Origin of the sequence: Streptomyces sp. NPDC058872 (assembly GCF_042743065.1) — a bacterium.
Lineage (GTDB): Bacteria > Actinomycetota > Actinomycetes > Streptomycetales > Streptomycetaceae > Streptomyces.
This window is the reverse complement of the sequence record NZ_JBHYMK010000002.1, coordinates 16,497-32,215: the sequence shown is the minus strand read 5'-3', so window position 1 is coordinate 32,215 and position 15,719 is coordinate 16,497. Positions and strand designations below refer to the sequence as shown.

Genomic DNA, 15,719 nt, shown 5'->3' with positions numbered 1-15,719 from the left:
GACTGCGGACCGTCAGTAGGCCGGTGCCAGCTTCGGGTTCGGGCCGTGGGCGTTCTGCTGCTGCTCGCCGTCGGAGGCCAGGAAGACGATCAGGATGATCAGGCCCACCAGCGGGATGATGCTGATGAGGAGCCACCAGCCGGAGCGCCCGGTGTCGTGCAGGCGGCGGATGGCCACGCCGAGGCCCGGCAGGAAGACGGCCAGTGCGTAGACGCTGTAGAGCAGCGGGGAGGTGCCGATCACCGAGTCGATGATCGAGACGACGACCAGCGCGATGAAGTTGAACAGGGTGTACATCCAGAATTCCTTGCGGCGCGCCCGGCCGCTGAACACCGCGTACTTCTTCAGAACGTCGAGGTACCAGTTCATTTCGTCCCCCCAAGGACTGGGTATGTGAGCGGGAGCCTGTCCCTGTGGAGCAAGCTTTACCCAGAACTTATGTGGCCGAAAGCGCGTGGGTCAATTCGTTACCGGGCGGTTGTCGTTCGCCCGCGGAACGCGGTGAACGGCGGTGCCTCCGGGAGTGGAGGTACCGCCGTTCCGGGAGAGGATCAGCAGGTTTGGGGGGAGATGTTCAGGGCGTCACGTCCTCCGCTTGCTCATGAGGAGCCCGCCCGCCGTCAGGGAGAAGAGGCAGACGCAGGCGCCGGTGATGACATTGCTGAGGATCATGCCGGTGTCCGGATTCCGTGATACCACCCACGGCGAGACGATCAGCCAGGCGCCCAACAGCAGGACGACGAAGTTCAGGTCCTGCGACCGTTCGGGAGCCATCGACATGCACAGGCCGAGCACGGCGAGGGAGATGCCGACGATCAGGTTGCTGATGGCGAGTTCCGGACGGGCGGCGGAGAAGTGGACCGTCCAGGCGGAGATCGCGGCGTACACGCCGGCGAGGATCACGAGTTCCTCGACGGCCGTGACACCTCGGGTCTGGAGCATGCGGGCGTATCGGTCCCGCATTTCCGACGCGTCGGGGTGTCCCGCAATATCACCGTGACGGTGAGAGACGTCGGCCATGTGACTCGCCTCCTTCTGGCGTCATGCGTGTCAGGCCGCTCGGCGACTTTCGTGTCGCGGATCCATTGTGCGCTTATCTGGCCTTTATGTGTAGGTCTGCCCCATAAGGGATGTATACAGAAAAGAAGCTGCAGATCTGGGGGGTCCGGTCAAAGGAGCATGCCGTCCCGGTAATTCCCTGCAAGGGTGGACCGTCGTCCGCATGAACATATGCGGCGTGCAACGGAGTTCCGGCGTAGCCTGAAGGCGGACTCGGGGAGTGAACTTTTCCACCGCCGGGAGCGTGAGATGGCCGGCATCCTGCGAAAGAGTTTCGACGCGGCGGACGAGACCCGCCCCTTCGAGGAGGACAAGGGCAGACTGGACGTGCTCACCGGCGGGAACGGCTCGGTGGGGCGCGCCGTCTTCGAGCCGGGCTGGCAGTGGTCCAGGCACGTCAAGCCGATCGCCGGCACCGACAGCTGCATGGTCCGGCACATCGGGTACGTGGTCAGCGGCCGGATGAAGGTGGCCATGGACGACGGAGAAGCGGTGGAGTTCGGCCCGGGGGACTTCATGGAGATCGAGCCCGGACACGACGGCTGGGTCCTGGGTGACGAACCCTGTGTGATCGTGGACTGGGCGGGCTACTCCGACTACGCCCTCCCGCCCTCCTCCTGACGGTTGCCGCACCACCCCCTCCCGAGGGGTGGTGCGGCCCCTTCCGGATGCCTCTTCCGGGTGTCCCTTGCCGTCGTGGAGGGGTGAGCGCCCGACGCCCGGGCCCGCCCCCGCCGGCCGTGGCCCCCGTTCGCCCGGCCGCCCGCCCCGACGGTGGGGTCCGCCCGGCCGCGTGACGGCACGCCCCGCCGTCGGCCGAGAGGTGCGCACGGCGGGGATGTGCCACGGTGGGGCCATGAACGTGGGAATCATCGGCGCCGGCCGTCTGGGTACGGCGTTGGCCGCACTGCTCGTCCGGGCCGGACACCGGGTGAAGATGGCCGGTTCCAGGGAACCGGAAAGCTTGACGCCGCTCGTCGAGGAGCTCGGCGCGGACGCGTCGGCCGGGACTCCCCAGGAGGCCGCCGACTTCGGGGACGTCGTCGTCCTGGCCGTCCAGTGGGACCAGAAGGAGAGTGCCGTCGCCTCGGTCTCCTCGTGGCGGGGACGGACCCTGCTCGTCCCGGTCAACCCGTTGCGGGAGACGGCGAACGGTCTGGAGATCGCCGACACCGGAGGGCGCCCTCCCACCGAGGTCATCGCCGCCCTCGTCCCCGGAGCCCTGGTGGTCAAGGGCTTCAACACCTATCTCGCCCCGATCCTCGCCGAGGACCCGGCGGTCAACGGCGGGCGTCGCATCGTCCTGCTCGCCGGCGACGACGCCGACGCCAAGCGCAAGGTGGCCGAACTGGCCGACAGCGCGGGCTTCCAGGCCGTCGACACCGGGACCCTCGCCGAAGGCGCGCCCCTGTTCGACAGCGGTGGCCCGCTCAACGGGCTCGGCAGGGACCTCGTCGCCCTCTGACGGCAGACCGGGCCGCCGCGCCCGGGCGGCCGGTGCCGCCCTCGCGACCTGCGCTAGCCGTAGGCGTCCGTCACGCAGTCGCTGCCGCAGCGCCCGTGCTCGAAGCGGCGGCGGAGTGCCGCTGCCGCGTGGCGGCGCTCGACCCCGGCGTAGCCGTACCGGTCCTCCGTCATGCGTATCACCGCCTCGACGGTGACGATCGCCGGTTCGCCCTCGCCCGCGGACCTGCGGGCCGCCGCGATCACCTGGTCGGCCGCCCGCTGGAGGTCGCGGGCGTACTCGCGCTTGGCGAAGGAGCGTGCCCGTGAGGCGGCGAACGGTCGTACGGCCCGGCCCTCCCAGGTCATCCCGGCCGCCATCAGACCCACGCCGAGCAGGGCGACGAGCACCCCCACCAAGGCATCGGGGCCCCACTTCACTGCCGGTCGCCTCCCCTAGAACCCGTGGGTCCGGTATGCGGCCCGAGTCTAGCGGTCGGCGTGCTCCGGTCCGCCCCGTGTCCCAACGGTGTCCGGAAACGGGGCGGGTCCACGGATCCAGTCGCTTTATTGACACGTGTAAGTGTGCGATGGAAGGCTTCCCTTCCGGCCCCGTGTCCGCGTAGAAGGAGCAGCCCCCATGAGCACCGTCGTCACCACCGCCCGAGGGCCCGTCCGCGGCGAACGCCGTGCCGACGGCAGCATGCGCTTCCTGGGAATCCCGTACGCGCAGCCGCCGGTGGGCGAGCTCCGGTTCGCGGCCCCGGTGCCGCCGGAGCCGTGGTCGGAACCGCTGGACGCGACGGAGTACGGGCCGACGGCACAGCGACGCTCCTTCGCGGAGGTGACGACGATCCCGGAGCCGTCGATCCCGGGTGCCGGGGTGCTGAACCTGAACGTGTTCACTCCGATGCCGGAACCGGAAGCGGCTCTGCCCGTCCTGGTCTGGATCCACGGCGGGGGGTACGTCGCGGGTTCGGCGGCCAGTCCGTGGTACGACGGAGCGGCGTTCAACCGCGACGGCGTGGTGCTGGTCTCGATCGGGTACCGACTGGGGATCGAAGGGTTCCTGCACCTGGAAGGAGCCCCGGACAACCGGGGGGTGCGGGACTGGATCGCGGCCCTGGAGTGGGTGCGGGACAACATCGCGGCCTTCGGCGGCGATCCGGCCAAGGTGACCATCGCCGGCCAGTCGGCGGGCGGCGGCGCCGTGCAGGTCCTGCTCACCGTCCCGTCGGCGCAAGGGCTCTTCCGCGGGGCCATCTCCGCCTCCGGCGCGGTCGTGCGCCCGGACGGTCCCGAGGTCGCCCGGGCGGCGGCCCGGTTGCTGACGTCCCGCACCGGGGTCCCCGCCACCGCCGCCGCCCTCCGCGACCTCACCGACCGGGAACTCCTCGACCTCCAGGACCGCATGTCGGAGCCCGGCCCCGACCTCGTGGGCCTGCCGCCGATGCTGCCCCTCGCACCCTTCGCCGACGGCGAGCTGATTCCCGTTCCCGTCCTGGAGGCCCTGACGGCGGGCGGGGCGGGAGCAGAGGTCCCGCTGATGCTCGGTTTCACCGAGGACGAGTTCACGATGTTCCCCCCGCCCGACGGCGTGCCGCTGCCCGTCCTGCTCGGCGGCCTCGGTCTCGACCCGGTCAGGACCGCCGCCTTCGTCACGGAGTACGAAGCAGCCGGAGCGGACCGGCTCTTCGGCCAGGCGCTCACGGACACGATCTTCAGGGCCCCGAACCTTGCCGTCGCGGACGCCCGTGCCGATCGTGAACACCCCACCTGGTTCTATGAGTTCCGTTGGCGCTCGCCGGTCGTCGGTCAGGCCTTCCACTGCCTGGACCTGCCCTTCGCCTTCGACCACCTCGATGCCGAAGGGGTCGTGGCCGCCGCCGGGAACGAGCCGCCGCGTGCCCTCGCCGACGCCCTCCACCGCGCCTGGGTCGCCTTCGTCAGGGACCAGGACCCGGGTGTCGACTGGCCGCGCTACGCCGCGGGGGAGCGCATCACGAAGATCTGGGACACGGAGCCCCGGACCGCCGGGGACCCCCTGCGCGCGATCCGTGCACTCCGGCTCCCGTGAGTCGTGAGCCGTGAGCCGTGAGCTCCGAGTCCTGCGGCCGCTTCCGCCCGTCCCGTTGACGACGCGGCGCCCGGCCCGGTGGCATGGCATCGCGCGCAGTTCGCCGCACCCGCTTCGGACGGATCGGAACGCCCATGACGAAGGACCTCGCCGCCCCCTCCACACCGTTGATCGCCGACGCCTGTCTGCGGCTCGGGGAACCGCTGCGCGTCGCGCCCGCCGGGATCGTGCCCGTCGTGGCGGGGAGTCGGGTCGCCGGCCGGGTGCTGCCGGTGCGTCACTACGGCAGCGTCGACGTCTTTCTGGAGGCCCTCATGGACGCCCGGCCCGGAGACGTCCTGGTCATCGACAACGCGGGCCGTCGCGACGAGGCCTGCATCGGCGACCTCGCCGTCCTGGAGGCCCGTGCGGCGGGAGTGGTCGGTGTCGTGCTCTGGGGACTGCACCGGGACACCCCGGACCTGATCGAGATCGGACTCCCCGTCTTCTCGTACGGGCGCCACGCGCCCGGCCCCGTGCGCCTCGACGAGCGGGACCCGGACGCGCTGGCCACCGCACGGTTCGGCGACCACCGGGTGACCACCGCCGACCTCGTCTTCGGCGACGACGACGGCGTGGTCTTCGTGGCGGCCGACCGCGCCGACGCCGTCCTGGAAGCGGCCGGGGCACTGTTCCGCACGGAACGGGAGCAGGCCCGCCTGATCAGGGCGGGGCGGACCCTGCGGACGCAGACCCGCTTCGACGAGTACCTCGTGCGCCGGGCCGAGGACCCCTCCTTCACCTTCCGCCGGCATCTGCGTCGAATCGGCGGAGCGATCGAGGAGTGATCGAGGAGTGATCGAGGAGCGGGCCCACCGGTGGGCCGGGCGGCTCAGCCCTCGAAACCGACGGTGCCGTCCGGCAGGATCGCCTCCACCCGGGCGCCGTGCTCCACGGTCCGGCTCACCGTGCAGAACTTCTCGTGCGTCAGACGCACTCCGCGGGCGAACACCTGGGCCGCCTTCGGGTTGCTGTCGGGCAGCTCGAACTCGTAACTGACCCGGATCCGCCCCAGTCGACCGGGCTCCTCCGGGTCCGACACCGCCTCCACCACGATCGCCAGCTCCTCGTGGTCCACGGCCCGGGCGGTCCGGTCGATGACGAGGCCGCCGCACCCTCCCATCGCCGCGAGCAGCAGCTCCACCGGGGTGAAGGAGGGCTGGGCGTCCGCATCATCGGCAGCGGCCATCAAGACCTCCGCGCCCCGGTCATTGCGGGCGGTCCACTTCCGGTACCCGGTGCGGACGGTCTCGATCCGGTAGTCGGCCATGGCGGCGGAGCTCCTTCGTCGGCGTGCGTGTCCCCGTACGGTACGCGCCGGGAGGTCGCGGCCCCGGAACCGGTCGCCCCGTACCGTGCGCACGGTCAGGTGAGTAGCACGGTACGGGGGGACTGAGTACGCCGACCGATGCGGTGACGGCCGTCCGCCGGTGGAATGGGGCCATGACCTTCCACGCCCGGCGCATCCGCCCCCTCCGCCACGTGACCGCCACCGGCACGGCCCTCGCGGTGGCCCTCGGCCCCGTGGTGCTCGGCGCCCTGCTCGCCAGGTCGGTCGGTGGGGATCCGATGGCCTCCGTCAACGCGCTGATCGCGGGGGGCGGTCAGCGCGCCCGGATCTCGCGCGCCCAGCTCCGCTCGGGTGCCGCACTCCGGCCCGGTGCGCGTCCACGGGGCGGCCGCCCCGCGGGGAGAACCGACTCGGCCGGGCGCCTTCCGTGCCAGGAGGAAGGCCTGCGGGGTCTTCTCCGTGGGGTCCGGCTCCCGCACCAGGCGGGCCGACTCGACCAGTTCCGCCGACGCCAGCAGGTCCGCGACGCGGTCGGGTGACCGGCGGTACACGTCGAGGCTGACCTCGTGGCCGTACGCCTGCTCCAGGCGCACCCGCTCGTCACCCACCTTGAAGGCCACCAGTGCGTACCCGCCCGGAGCCAAGACCCTGTGGAACTCCCCGAACGAAGCGATGAGTTCCTCCTCCGGCATGTGCACCGTCGAGTACCACGAGCACCCCGCCGAGGGAACCACCGGGCAGGTCGAGCGGCGTCCGTGCCAACGGGTCGGAGAGCAGACGCTCGTAGTCGACGGCGACGGTGTCGTACGAGCGGCGGACGGCGGTGGGGTGTGCGGCTTCGGCCATGGGCGGCACCCTACGGTCCCGGTGTCCGGCGAACCGGCCCCGGAAACGGACGCCATGAGCGATGATCGTCGCCTCTGGGGCCTCCGGAGGTAGCGGGCCGGGACCATGGCGAAGGGGCACATCGAATGGCGAGGCGGGACTCCGGACGCGACGACCACCACACGAGCGGCACGGACGGAGCCGGCCCTCCCGTCCGGCACGCCGGGCACGCCCCCGGCATCGGGCGACGGCGGTTCCTCGGCTACGTGCTCGCCGCCCCCACCCTCACCGTCGCCGCCCGGATCGGAGGGGAGGCCCTCGCACCGCAGGAGGCCGCGGCCCTGGTCCCCTCACCGCCGGGGCCGGCCGAACTCCTCGACCTCAACGAGCTGCTCACCGTTGCCGCCCTGCCCACCAGCAACCTCATCTCCGTCCGCGTCGACGCCGACGGCACGGCCCACTTCGCCCTCCCCCGCGCCGAGGTCGGCCAGGGCATCACCACCTCCAGCGCCATGATCCTCGCCGAGGAACTCGACCTGCCCCTCGACAGGGTGAGGGTCACCCTGGCCGACGCCCGTCCCGAACTGCTCTTCAACCAGCTCACCGGCAGCTCCAACACCACCCACTCCACCTACACGCCCATCCGGGTCGCCGCCGCCCTCGCCCGGGCCCGACTGCTCCGTGCCGCCTCCCTCGCCCTGGGCGAGGCCGTCGACACCCTCACCACCAAGGCCGGCGCCGTGGTCTCCCCGACCGGCACGGTGCTCGGCTACGGGGAACTGGCCGCGCGGGCGGCGGCCGTCACCGACACGGCGGTGGAGGTGACCCTCAAGGACCCCGGCGGCTTCCGGGTGATCGGCACCGGGCAGCGACGGGTGGACGCCCTCGAAGCGGTCACGGGGCGGAAGCAGTTCGCCATGGACCTCCAGGTGCCGGACGCGCTGCCCACCATGGTCTGCCGTCCGCCCACCATCAACGGCACGGTCCGCTCCGTGACCAACCTCGCCGAGGTCCGTGCGATGCCCGGCGTCACCGACGTCGTCACCGTCTCCACCGGTGTCGCCGTCCGCGGCCGGACCTTCGGCCAGTGCATCGACGCCGTCCGTGCGCTTCGGGTCGACTGGGGTCCGGGAACCGTCGAGGGGGCCTCCGACGCCACCGTCCTGGAGGAGCTCCACCGGGCCGAGCTCCCCTTGGTGGTACCGCCGCTGCCTCTGCTCACCAAGGCCGTGGACGCCCGCTTCACCTTCCACTTCGCCAGCAATGCAGCCCTGGAGACCAACTGCGCGATCGCGGACGTACGGGCGGACTCGGCGGAGATCTGGTCCTCCCTGAAGTCCCCGATCGTCGCCCAGGAGCAGATCGCCCTCGCCCTGGGACTGCCGCCCGCCGCCGTCCGCGTCCACGTGACCGAGGGCGGCGGTTCCTTCGGTCGACGGCTGTTCTCCGACGCGGCTCGTGAAGCCGCGGAGATCTCGCGGGCCCTCGGCAAGCCCGTGAAGCTGATGTGGCACCGCAGTGACGACTTCCGCCAGGGCCGTACGCACCCGATGTCCACGTCGAGGGTGCGGGCCACGTACGCGCTCGGCGAGGTCCTCACCTACGAGCAGCGCCACACCTCCGTGGCCACGGACTTCGGACACGGCATCGGCGAGGTGCTGACGGCGGAGGCGGCCCGACTGCCCGTCGCCGACCTCACCTTCTCCGAGACGATGTTCCAGCTCACCCAGGTCAGCCCCTACCACCTCGGCGTCACCACCCAACTCCTCGCCGAGACCGACACGGGCTTCAACACCGGCTCCATGAGGAACATCTACTCGCCCAACGTCCGCTGTGCCCAGGAGCTCGTCATGGACGAACTGGCCCGGCGGACGGGGCAGGACGGTTACGAGATGCGACGGCGGCTCCTGAAGGACGCGCGCACCCGCGCCGTCCTCGACAGGGTCGCCGAGGCAGGGGCATGGGGCCGGAACATGTCGGCCGGCACGGGCCAGGGCCTCGCCGTCCACACCGAGTACCACTCCGCCCTCGCGGTCCTCGCCGAGATCGACTGCCGGCCCGGGACCGTCGGCCGGAAGCTTCCCGACGCCTACACCGGGCCGCGCGTGACGAAGGTGGTCTGCGCCGTCGACGTCGGCCTCGCCGTCAACCCGCGCGGTCTGGAGGCCCAGATGATGGGGGGCATCGCCGACGGCATCGCCCTCGCCCTGACCTCCGGGCTCCACCTGCGCGACGGGGCCTTCCTGGAGGCCAGTTGGGACCAGTACTTCTACACCCGACAGTGGAACGACCCGCCCGAGCTGGAGATCATCGTGATGCCTCCGAGCAGCGACGAGCCGGGCGGTGCGGGGGAGCTCGCGGTCGCCGGCGCCATGGCCGCCGTCGCGTGCGCCTACGGTCGGGCGACCGGCACGATGCCGACGGTCTTCCCCGTCAACCACGGGGAGCCGCCCGCCTTCACGCCCCTGCCGCTCGTTCCGCCCGTCCCGGCCTCGCCCACCGACGGCCGCACCCGCACCGTCTGAGCCCTGGAGCCCCCGTGCCGCAGCACACCTTCATCCTGAACGGCAAGGCCGTCACCGCCGACGTCGAGGGAGACGTCCGGCTCCTCTGGGTCCTCAGGGACGTCCTCGGAGTCACCGGACCCAAGTACGGTTGCGGGGTCGGCGTGTGCCGGGCCTGTACGAGCCACCTCAACGGCAGGGCCTTCACGCCCTGCGCCGTGCGCGTCGGGGACGTGGCCCCCACGGACGAGATCACCACCATCGAAGGGCTCGCGGACACCGTGGCGAGCGAACTCCACCCGATGCAGGAGGCATGGCTCGACCGGGACGTCGCCCAGTGCGGCTACTGCCAGCCGGGGCAGATCATGGCTGCGGTGTCGGCGGTGCGCCGGGCCAGAGAGGCCGGCCGCGAAGTCACCGAGGCCGATCTCGAGGGGCTCCGGAACATCTGCCGGTGCGGCACTTACCACCGCATCCGGCAGGCCGTCCTGGAGGGCGCCCGCCGGATGGAGTGACGGACGGCTCCGCCGCAGTGTCCCTGCTCGGTTCCGCACCGCGGCGAGGGGCCCCACCACCGGTCTTGGTGGTGGGGCCCCTGGTGGGTCCGGAGCCGGCTCAGACGGCCGGCGGCACCCGGGACGGGCGGCCCGCGCCGCGGGTCAGGACGTAGCCGCCGATGCCGGCGAGTGCGGCGAGGATTCCGCCCACCAGGGTCCAGATCCAGCGGTCGGACCACCAACCGGAGGACCAGCCGTCCTCCGGAGCCCCCGCCTCCACAGCGGGGGTCCGACCCGCTTCGGTGTCGGCCTCGGCCTGGTCGGCGGTGGTCGCCCCCGGGACCAGCGGCGCGGCCAGGGCGCCGTCGGTGGCGTAGGCCCCGCCCTCGTCGGCGACGTCCACCCCGATCCGGGCGGAGAAGGGCTGCCCGAGGTCCTCGTCCGGGCCGTTGGTGACGGTCAGCCGGACGTAGTAGCTGCCGGGCAGGGGGTCCTGGGACCAGGCGTCGGCCGAGGCCCGGACCGGGCGCAGCGCGCAGGCCAGTTCCACGGTCGCGGCGTCCTTCGCCGCCGCGCGGGACTGCATTCCGTAGGTGCACGGCTGACGCCGCCGCAGGCCGTCGTACACGTCGACGCGCCAGGTGGCCGCCCCGTGCCGCAGGGCCGTGTCCGGAAGCGTGACCGTGGCCCTCACGGTCGGCCGCTCCCCGGTGTCGGCGGGAAACACCCAGTACAGGTAGTCACCGGTGGCGGCCTGTGCCGTTGCCTGCTGCCCGGGGAGGAAGCGGGCGGCGGTGCGGAAGGTGGTGCCGGCCTCCGTGGGACCGGCCTGCTCGGAGGGAGAGGCCGACGCGCTGGGGGTGTCGGCCAGGGCTGCCGGAGCCGCCTGACCGAGCAGGGCGGCGCCCGCGAGCAAGGCCGTGGCGAGCATGCGTACGGTACGCATCAGTGGGTCCTCCAGACAGCGACGCGCCAGCGGGACAGCCAGCCCCAGAGCAGACCGGCCAGGAAGCCGACGAGGACCAGGGCGCCGAGCAGCCACCAGCCGCGGCCGAGGCCGAAGGAAGCGATGTCCGAGGCGCTGGACGGGCCGTCGACGACGTCCACCGTCAGTTCGATCGGCATGCCCGGCGTCGTCTTGACCGACGGGGGAGCGGAGAAGGAGTTGCTGACCTGGAGGCAGACCGTCTCGGCGGCCGGCTTCGTCCCGTCCGAGTCGTCGTCCGCCTCGGCCTTCGGGTAGCGCAGTCCGGTCGAGATCACGTCCGTGCGTCCGTCGCCCGCCTCGGATCCGCGGACGATCTCGCGGCCGTGCAGGGTGACGGCCCGCAGCAGCACGCCGTAGTCCTCGTTGACGGCCCGGTCGGCCGAGATGCTGACGGAGGCCCGCAGTTCTTGACCGGGCAGCAGGTCCACCCGGTACCAACGGTGCTCGCCGAAGGTCTCGCGGTCCGTGTAGAGGCCGGGCTTCAGCTGGGGGGCGTCGGTGCACCGTGCGGCGCCGTTGGTGGCCACGGGGGTGACGACGGGGTCGGCGGCACGGTCGACCAGTTGGCGGACCCGGCGGGAGAGTTCGTCGGTGCGGTGGATCGAGGTGTAGGTGCCTCCGGTCGCCTCCGCGATGCAGGTGAGCTGCTGCCGGGTCTTGGCGTCCGGCACCAGACCCAGCGTGTCGATGACGAGGTGGATCCCCTTCGCCGCGATCTCCCGGGCCACCTGGCACGGGTCGAGGGGGGCGCAGGTGTCCTCGCCGTCCGTGATGAGCACGATCCGCTTGGTCGCCCCGTCTTCGCCGAGGTCGTCGGCTGCACCGAGCAGGGCCGGACCGATCGGGGTCCAGCCCGTCGGCGCCAGGGTGGCCACCGCGGTCTTGGCCTCGGTGCGGTCGAGCGGGCCCACCGGGTAGAGCTGTCGGGTGTCCTTGCAGCCCTGCTTGCGGTCCTGCCCGGGGTAGTCGGCGCCCAGGGTGCGGATGCCGAGCCGCACCTCTTCGGGAACCGCGTCGAGAACCTCGTTGAAGGCCTGCTTCGCCGCGGTCATGCGGGATGTGCCGTCGATGTCCTTGGCCCGCATGGAGCCGCTGACGTCGAGCACCAACTCGACCTTGGGTGATTCCTTCGCCGCTGGTTCGTCGGCAACCGCGCTCGTCGGCAGGAGCGCGGCGCTCAGGGCGACGAGCAGCGCGCCGGCCCCGGTCGCCAGCCGTTTTCTCGTGATCATCGCCGGATCGTATTGATGATCGTCCGACAAACCAAAACCGGGGGTGGTAACCGGCCTTCGGATCGTGCTCCGAGCCGTGCTCCGGGTCCGCGCGGCCCGGCGGTGCGCGGGGTTCGGGAAGGAACCCCGGCTGGCACCCGGCGCCCCACGCCGAATGCCCACAGTGCTTCACGCCGCCCTCGTTGCCCGCGATCAGACGGCCGCCGGCCCGGCCGTAGTGTGCGCGTACCGGCCGGCGTCGTCGAGGAGGCCGGAGCGGGCGCAGAGCCGCTCGATCACCCGCTCCACCACGGAGCCGTCGTCGCCGAGCCAGATCGGCGGAACTCCCCGGAACCCTGTCTGACCAGCGGCTTCGGTCGGCAGTTCACCCATGGGATCGCCAACGCGACGTGCGCGTCGTGGTGGACCCTCGTGGGCCGCACGGACAAGGAGGCCCACCTGTCACTGCGGTCGATGCCACCAGGTGCTTGAGGCCCATGTGCTGGGGGCACCACCCTGAGACAGCCGTGTACTGATCCTCTCGTCGAGTTCCGCCATGGTGCGGTGGAAGGCGCTTTCGAGGTCCACGTTGTAGCGGTGAGCCAGGATGAGTACCGACCACAGGCAGTCGGCGAGCTCGTGTTCCAGCGCAGGCCGACCGCCCGGGTGCTCTCTCGCACCCTCCTCCGCCATGATGAGTTTGGCCAGGTCGCCGACGTCGCCCATGAAGCCGAGCACGAACTCGGTGCGTGTCCAGACCCGGCCGCGCTCACGACGGTTCAGCTCGTCGTAGAGGTCATGGATGCGGATCGCCTGCTGCTTCACTTCGTCGAAGTCCACGGAGTCCGTCCCTTCGGGGTGAGCGGGCTGAGGAGCACGGCCCGTTTGCCGGTCCTTGCGCGACGAGGAGTTCTGGAGGCCCGCCCGTCGTGCCGAAACGAGCGGGAGGCATGTGACAACGGGGAATGGAGTGTCGGACCTGTCGGACCAGGTTGCGGGTTCAGGTCGAGAAGCAGGGGCCCAGGACCTGCTGCAGGTAGTCCGCGCCCGGGCCGAGGCGGGCAGCCCGTTCGGCCGAGGGGACGAACGGGCTCTCGTGGAGCTCGGGGGCCACCCCGCGCTCCGTCTCCGACACTGAGAGCTGTGCGGGAGACGAAGCCGAAGGCCGGCTGGGCGAAGCCGTTGACGCCGATGACGACAGCGTGGTCTGTGCCGTGTTCCGGGCGGGCGGTGCCGTTGAACTGTTGCACGACCGGTGGGTTCACCGGGCGGCTGAGCTGCTCGCCCTGGACAACGATGGTGAGAAGGACCGGCTCCGGTTCGACCGTTGTCGCATCCACACCGGCGACGGCAGGTGCGGCGAGAACGCCGAGGACGGCGCCGGCGAGCCGGGCGAGCAGGAACAGGACGGCGAGGAAGCCGAGCACGGTCCACCAAGGGTGCGCGGCGACCACGCCCCACACGCACACGGTGATCCATCTGATGACGGATCCGGTCGACCGCTCCCAGAGCGTTTTTCCGACGGCCAGGGCCAGTACGGCGTACAGCAGGAACTTCAGAAACGGGTCGAGGGAGCCGTCTTCACCGAACACCGTCCGTCCTCCCCTCGGGAGAGGCCCGTTCGTACGGAGCGGCGAACCGGGGCCGGCGAGCGCCGGGGAGCCGTCGGCGGGTGAGGGAGGGAAGCCGCAGGAGCTGGTGGAGCGGCACACCCAGCTCGGCCCATGAGCGCAGCCGTTCACGATCGGTCCAGCCCACGGCGTGCCGCTCTCCCCACTCCCGGGCGTCGCGGGTGAAGCCGCCGTTCGTCACGACCGTCGCCGCATTCGCGCGGTGGGCGGGGCCTGCTGTCCCCTTCACCTGGTACATCACCTGGGAACCGACCTTCGCGGCGACCTTGGTGTGCTTGGCCTGGACGACGAGGCGCCCGTACGCCGGGTGGTCGGCGATGACGTCGGCGGCCTGATCGCCCTGCTGCCCCACCTGTCGGGCCGACCAGCCGTCCCGGATCAGCAGGTCCCGCAGCGCGAACTCGAACTGCCGGTCGTCCATCGCGTCGAGCTCCGCCAGGCTGAACCGCAGGACCGTCGAACGCCGTGCGCGCGCCGCCTGCTCGCGGGCGGCTGCCACAGCCCGCCAGACGCCGGCCGCGCATCCCAGGAGAGCGAGCACAGCCACGATGGGCCACCACCGCACCAGCGCCTCGCCCACCCAGACGAGCAACCGCACCACCAAGGAGGCCACCGCTGCGGCCACCAGGGCCGCCGCCCCGTATTCGACCGCGCCGCGCGGCCGACGAATCGCTAACCGCCGCCGCCCCATCAGCGGTCCGCCGACGGCGTCGCCGTCACCCCGGGCACGGGGGGCTGCGTCGGCGCCGCCCCCTCGAACCCGAAGAACTGCGCCCACAGCACCACGACGGCGGCGATGCCGCCGATCAGCCACGGGCTCATCTTCTTCGCAGGCCGACGGGTCGGATTCCGGCGGATGTGGCTCCGCACCCGGTGATACCCCTCAGGCGGCATGAACTGTCCCCTCCCGAAATGAGGGCCGCACCGACGCGAACCCCTCCTGACATGGATGTAGCAGTGGCCACCGACACTGACCCGGGAGAACCACACCGCGATCACTCCAAACCGGCCACCCCCCGTCAACGACTTCTCCTCAGCGGTCGAACACGAGGTGAACGGCCAGGTGGCCACGGAGAACCGATTGCCACCCCGGCCACGTCCGCACCACCCGGGCACCACGCGACAGCCGGAGGAACCCCTGGTCGCAGCACCCTGCCCGGTGGAGCGAAGTTGGCGAGAAAGACAGGGAGCACGCTCCCCGCGTACGCGCGTGTGCGCCCCCACGCGCCACCAGTCGGACGCAGTGCCGGGCAGGTCTTCACTTTCAGGACGGGGCAGCACGGTGGGGGTGGGTGCTCCATGTGTCCCGAGACCGAGGCGAAAGCTTCTTGGGATTGGTGGCCCCGCGACAGCCCGAAGCCGACGGCGGCGTCCGTGTCGCCGACGACGGAACGGGTCTTGCGGTCGGGCACGCCGGCCACGCTGACGGCCCTCCGCCGGAGACCCGGCTGACCGTGCTCTGCTGCGGGGCACCACCCGCCGACCGGCGCTCGCTGTTCGGCGGTTACCTCGGCGCGGGACTGGTCGTCGTCAACGCCTTGTCGAGCCGCCTGACGGCAGAGGTACGGCGCGACGGCGCCCACTGGGTGCTGGAGTACGAGCAAGGCGTGCCGGTCGGGGTGCCTGCCCGCATCGGGCCGGCCGACGGCAACGGGATCGTGATCACCTTCCGGCCCGAGGGACTAGGTTGCGGAACAGGGCGCCCCGATCCACCCGGACGTGAGCGGCTTCGAGCGCGAGTGCTCCGAGACGGAGGGAACCGTGGAGGTGTCCCTCCGTTGGTGCGACTCCCGCGAGGAACGGATCGCACGCTACGCCAACAGCCTGCCGACCACCGGCGGTGGCACGCACGAACTCGGTTTCCGAGACGGCCTGGCGGCCGCTCTCACCGCCTATGCCCGGAAGCGACAGCTGCTCAGCCCGTCCGACCCCGACTTCACCCCCACTCGGCTCGGCGCGGGCGACAGCCGTCCTCGCCCGGATCCCGACGCCCCCCGCCACTGACACGATCGCTTTCCGGGCCTGCCGCCAAGGATCGGGGAACGCTCGGCGAACCTTCACGGTGGCTCAGGCGAACGTCGTGTCCTGGAGCAGCGGTCGAAGCACAGGCGCAGGACCTGGTCCTCCGCCCAGAGGAACGTGCCGACGCCGTTG

At 71.6% G+C, this 15,719-nt stretch carries 18 protein-coding genes and 1 pseudogene; 7 read left to right on the top strand and 12 right to left on the bottom strand.

The window, feature by feature from the left end; translation table 11 throughout:
- Window positions 1–12: 12 nt before the first annotated feature.
- Together ACFW22_RS01495 and ACFW22_RS01490 are read right to left on the bottom strand one after the other, a co-directional pair.
- A complete protein-coding gene (locus tag ACFW22_RS01495) occupies window positions 13–369 on the bottom strand; it encodes a DUF805 domain-containing protein (RefSeq protein ID WP_386397196.1) in 357 nt (118 codons plus the stop codon).
- A 213-nt stretch (window positions 370–582) separates the two neighbouring features.
- Complete coding sequence (locus tag ACFW22_RS01490) at window positions 583–1,020, bottom strand: SPW repeat protein (protein ID WP_386397194.1); 438 nt, start codon at window positions 1,018–1,020, stop codon at window positions 583–585.
- Between the two features lie 288 nt (window positions 1,021–1,308).
- Between ACFW22_RS01490 and ACFW22_RS01485 the strand changes: the two genes are divergently transcribed.
- Both ACFW22_RS01485 and ACFW22_RS01480 read left to right on the top strand, forming a co-directional pair.
- Window positions 1,309–1,680 (top strand): cupin domain-containing protein, encoded by a 372-nt coding sequence (locus tag ACFW22_RS01485; protein WP_386397192.1) that lies wholly within the window; start codon window positions 1,309–1,311, stop codon window positions 1,678–1,680.
- Between the two features lie 235 nt (window positions 1,681–1,915).
- Complete coding sequence (locus ACFW22_RS01480) at window positions 1,916–2,524, top strand: NADPH-dependent F420 reductase (protein WP_386397190.1); 609 nt, start codon at window positions 1,916–1,918, stop codon at window positions 2,522–2,524.
- Between the two features lie 53 nt (window positions 2,525–2,577).
- Here ACFW22_RS01480 and ACFW22_RS01475 read toward each other — a convergent pair whose 3' ends face one another.
- On the bottom strand, window positions 2,578–2,943 hold the full coding sequence (locus ACFW22_RS01475) for a hypothetical protein (protein ID WP_386397187.1): 366 nt from the start codon (window positions 2,941–2,943) through the stop codon (window positions 2,578–2,580).
- A gap of 199 nt (window positions 2,944–3,142) precedes the next feature.
- Between ACFW22_RS01475 and ACFW22_RS01470 the strand changes: the two genes are divergently transcribed.
- Window positions 3,143–4,579, top strand: a complete 1,437-nt coding sequence (locus tag ACFW22_RS01470; RefSeq protein ID WP_386397185.1) for a carboxylesterase/lipase family protein — start codon at window positions 3,143–3,145, stop codon at window positions 4,577–4,579.
- Window positions 4,580–4,713: 134 nt separating this feature from the next.
- Window positions 4,714–5,406, top strand: a complete 693-nt coding sequence (locus ACFW22_RS01465) for an RraA family protein (RefSeq protein WP_386397183.1) — start codon at window positions 4,714–4,716, stop codon at window positions 5,404–5,406.
- A gap of 44 nt (window positions 5,407–5,450) precedes the next feature.
- Here ACFW22_RS01465 and ACFW22_RS01460 read toward each other — a convergent pair whose 3' ends face one another.
- Both ACFW22_RS01460 and ACFW22_RS01455 read right to left on the bottom strand, forming a co-directional pair.
- Window positions 5,451–5,888 (bottom strand): OsmC family protein, encoded by a 438-nt coding sequence (locus ACFW22_RS01460; protein WP_386397180.1) that lies wholly within the window; start codon window positions 5,886–5,888, stop codon window positions 5,451–5,453.
- Between the two features lie 95 nt (window positions 5,889–5,983).
- A complete protein-coding gene (locus ACFW22_RS01455; protein WP_386397178.1) occupies window positions 5,984–6,601 on the bottom strand; it encodes a hypothetical protein in 618 nt (205 codons plus the stop codon).
- A 279-nt stretch (window positions 6,602–6,880) separates the two neighbouring features.
- Between ACFW22_RS01455 and ACFW22_RS01450 the strand changes: the two genes are divergently transcribed.
- Window positions 6,881–9,259, top strand: coding sequence for a molybdopterin cofactor-binding domain-containing protein (locus ACFW22_RS01450; RefSeq protein WP_386397175.1), 2,379 nt, complete (start codon window positions 6,881–6,883; stop codon window positions 9,257–9,259).
- Window positions 9,260–9,273: 14 nt separating this feature from the next.
- The gene (locus ACFW22_RS01445) at window positions 9,274–9,753 is read left to right on the top strand and encodes a (2Fe-2S)-binding protein (protein WP_386397173.1); all 480 of its coding nucleotides are present in this window, start codon (window positions 9,274–9,276) and stop codon (window positions 9,751–9,753) included.
- A 100-nt stretch (window positions 9,754–9,853) separates the two neighbouring features.
- On the opposite strand, the gene ACFW22_RS01440 is transcribed toward ACFW22_RS01445, so the two are convergent.
- The 7 genes and pseudogenes from ACFW22_RS01440 to ACFW22_RS01410 all read right to left on the bottom strand — a co-directional run bounded on the left by ACFW22_RS01440 (window position 9,854) and on the right by ACFW22_RS01410 (window position 14,387).
- Window positions 9,854–10,681, bottom strand: coding sequence for a hypothetical protein (locus ACFW22_RS01440; protein ID WP_386397171.1), 828 nt, complete (start codon window positions 10,679–10,681; stop codon window positions 9,854–9,856).
- Complete coding sequence (locus ACFW22_RS01435; RefSeq protein ID WP_386397168.1) at window positions 10,681–11,955, bottom strand: VWA domain-containing protein; 1,275 nt, start codon at window positions 11,953–11,955, stop codon at window positions 10,681–10,683. The genes ACFW22_RS01440 and ACFW22_RS01435 overlap by 1 nt, the downstream gene beginning before the upstream one ends.
- Window positions 11,956–12,147: 192 nt before the next feature.
- Window positions 12,148–12,327 carry a hypothetical protein gene (locus ACFW22_RS01430; RefSeq protein WP_386397165.1) on the bottom strand — a complete coding sequence of 60 codons (180 nt, stop codon included), beginning with the start codon at window positions 12,325–12,327 and terminating at the stop codon, window positions 12,148–12,150.
- A 69-nt stretch (window positions 12,328–12,396) separates the two neighbouring features.
- A complete protein-coding gene (locus tag ACFW22_RS01425; protein ID WP_386397163.1) occupies window positions 12,397–12,774 on the bottom strand; it encodes a MazG nucleotide pyrophosphohydrolase domain-containing protein in 378 nt (125 codons plus the stop codon).
- Between the two features lie 314 nt (window positions 12,775–13,088).
- Window positions 13,089–13,361: pseudogene (locus ACFW22_RS01420) on the bottom strand (restriction endonuclease); the annotation flags it as partial.
- Between the two features lie 154 nt (window positions 13,362–13,515).
- Entirely contained in the window at window positions 13,516–14,256 is a 741-nt protein-coding gene (locus tag ACFW22_RS01415) for a restriction endonuclease (RefSeq protein ID WP_386397160.1), read from the bottom strand.
- Entirely contained in the window at window positions 14,256–14,387 is a 132-nt protein-coding gene (locus tag ACFW22_RS01410; protein WP_386397158.1) for a hypothetical protein, read from the bottom strand. Before ACFW22_RS01410 ends, ACFW22_RS01415 begins: the two co-directional genes overlap by 1 nt.
- Window positions 14,388–15,272: 885 nt before the next feature.
- On the opposite strand from ACFW22_RS01410, the gene ACFW22_RS01405 reads away from it, so the two are divergent.
- Window positions 15,273–15,569, top strand: a complete 297-nt coding sequence (locus ACFW22_RS01405) for a hypothetical protein (protein ID WP_386397543.1) — start codon at window positions 15,273–15,275, stop codon at window positions 15,567–15,569.
- The last annotated feature ends 150 nt before the right edge of the window (window positions 15,570–15,719 follow it).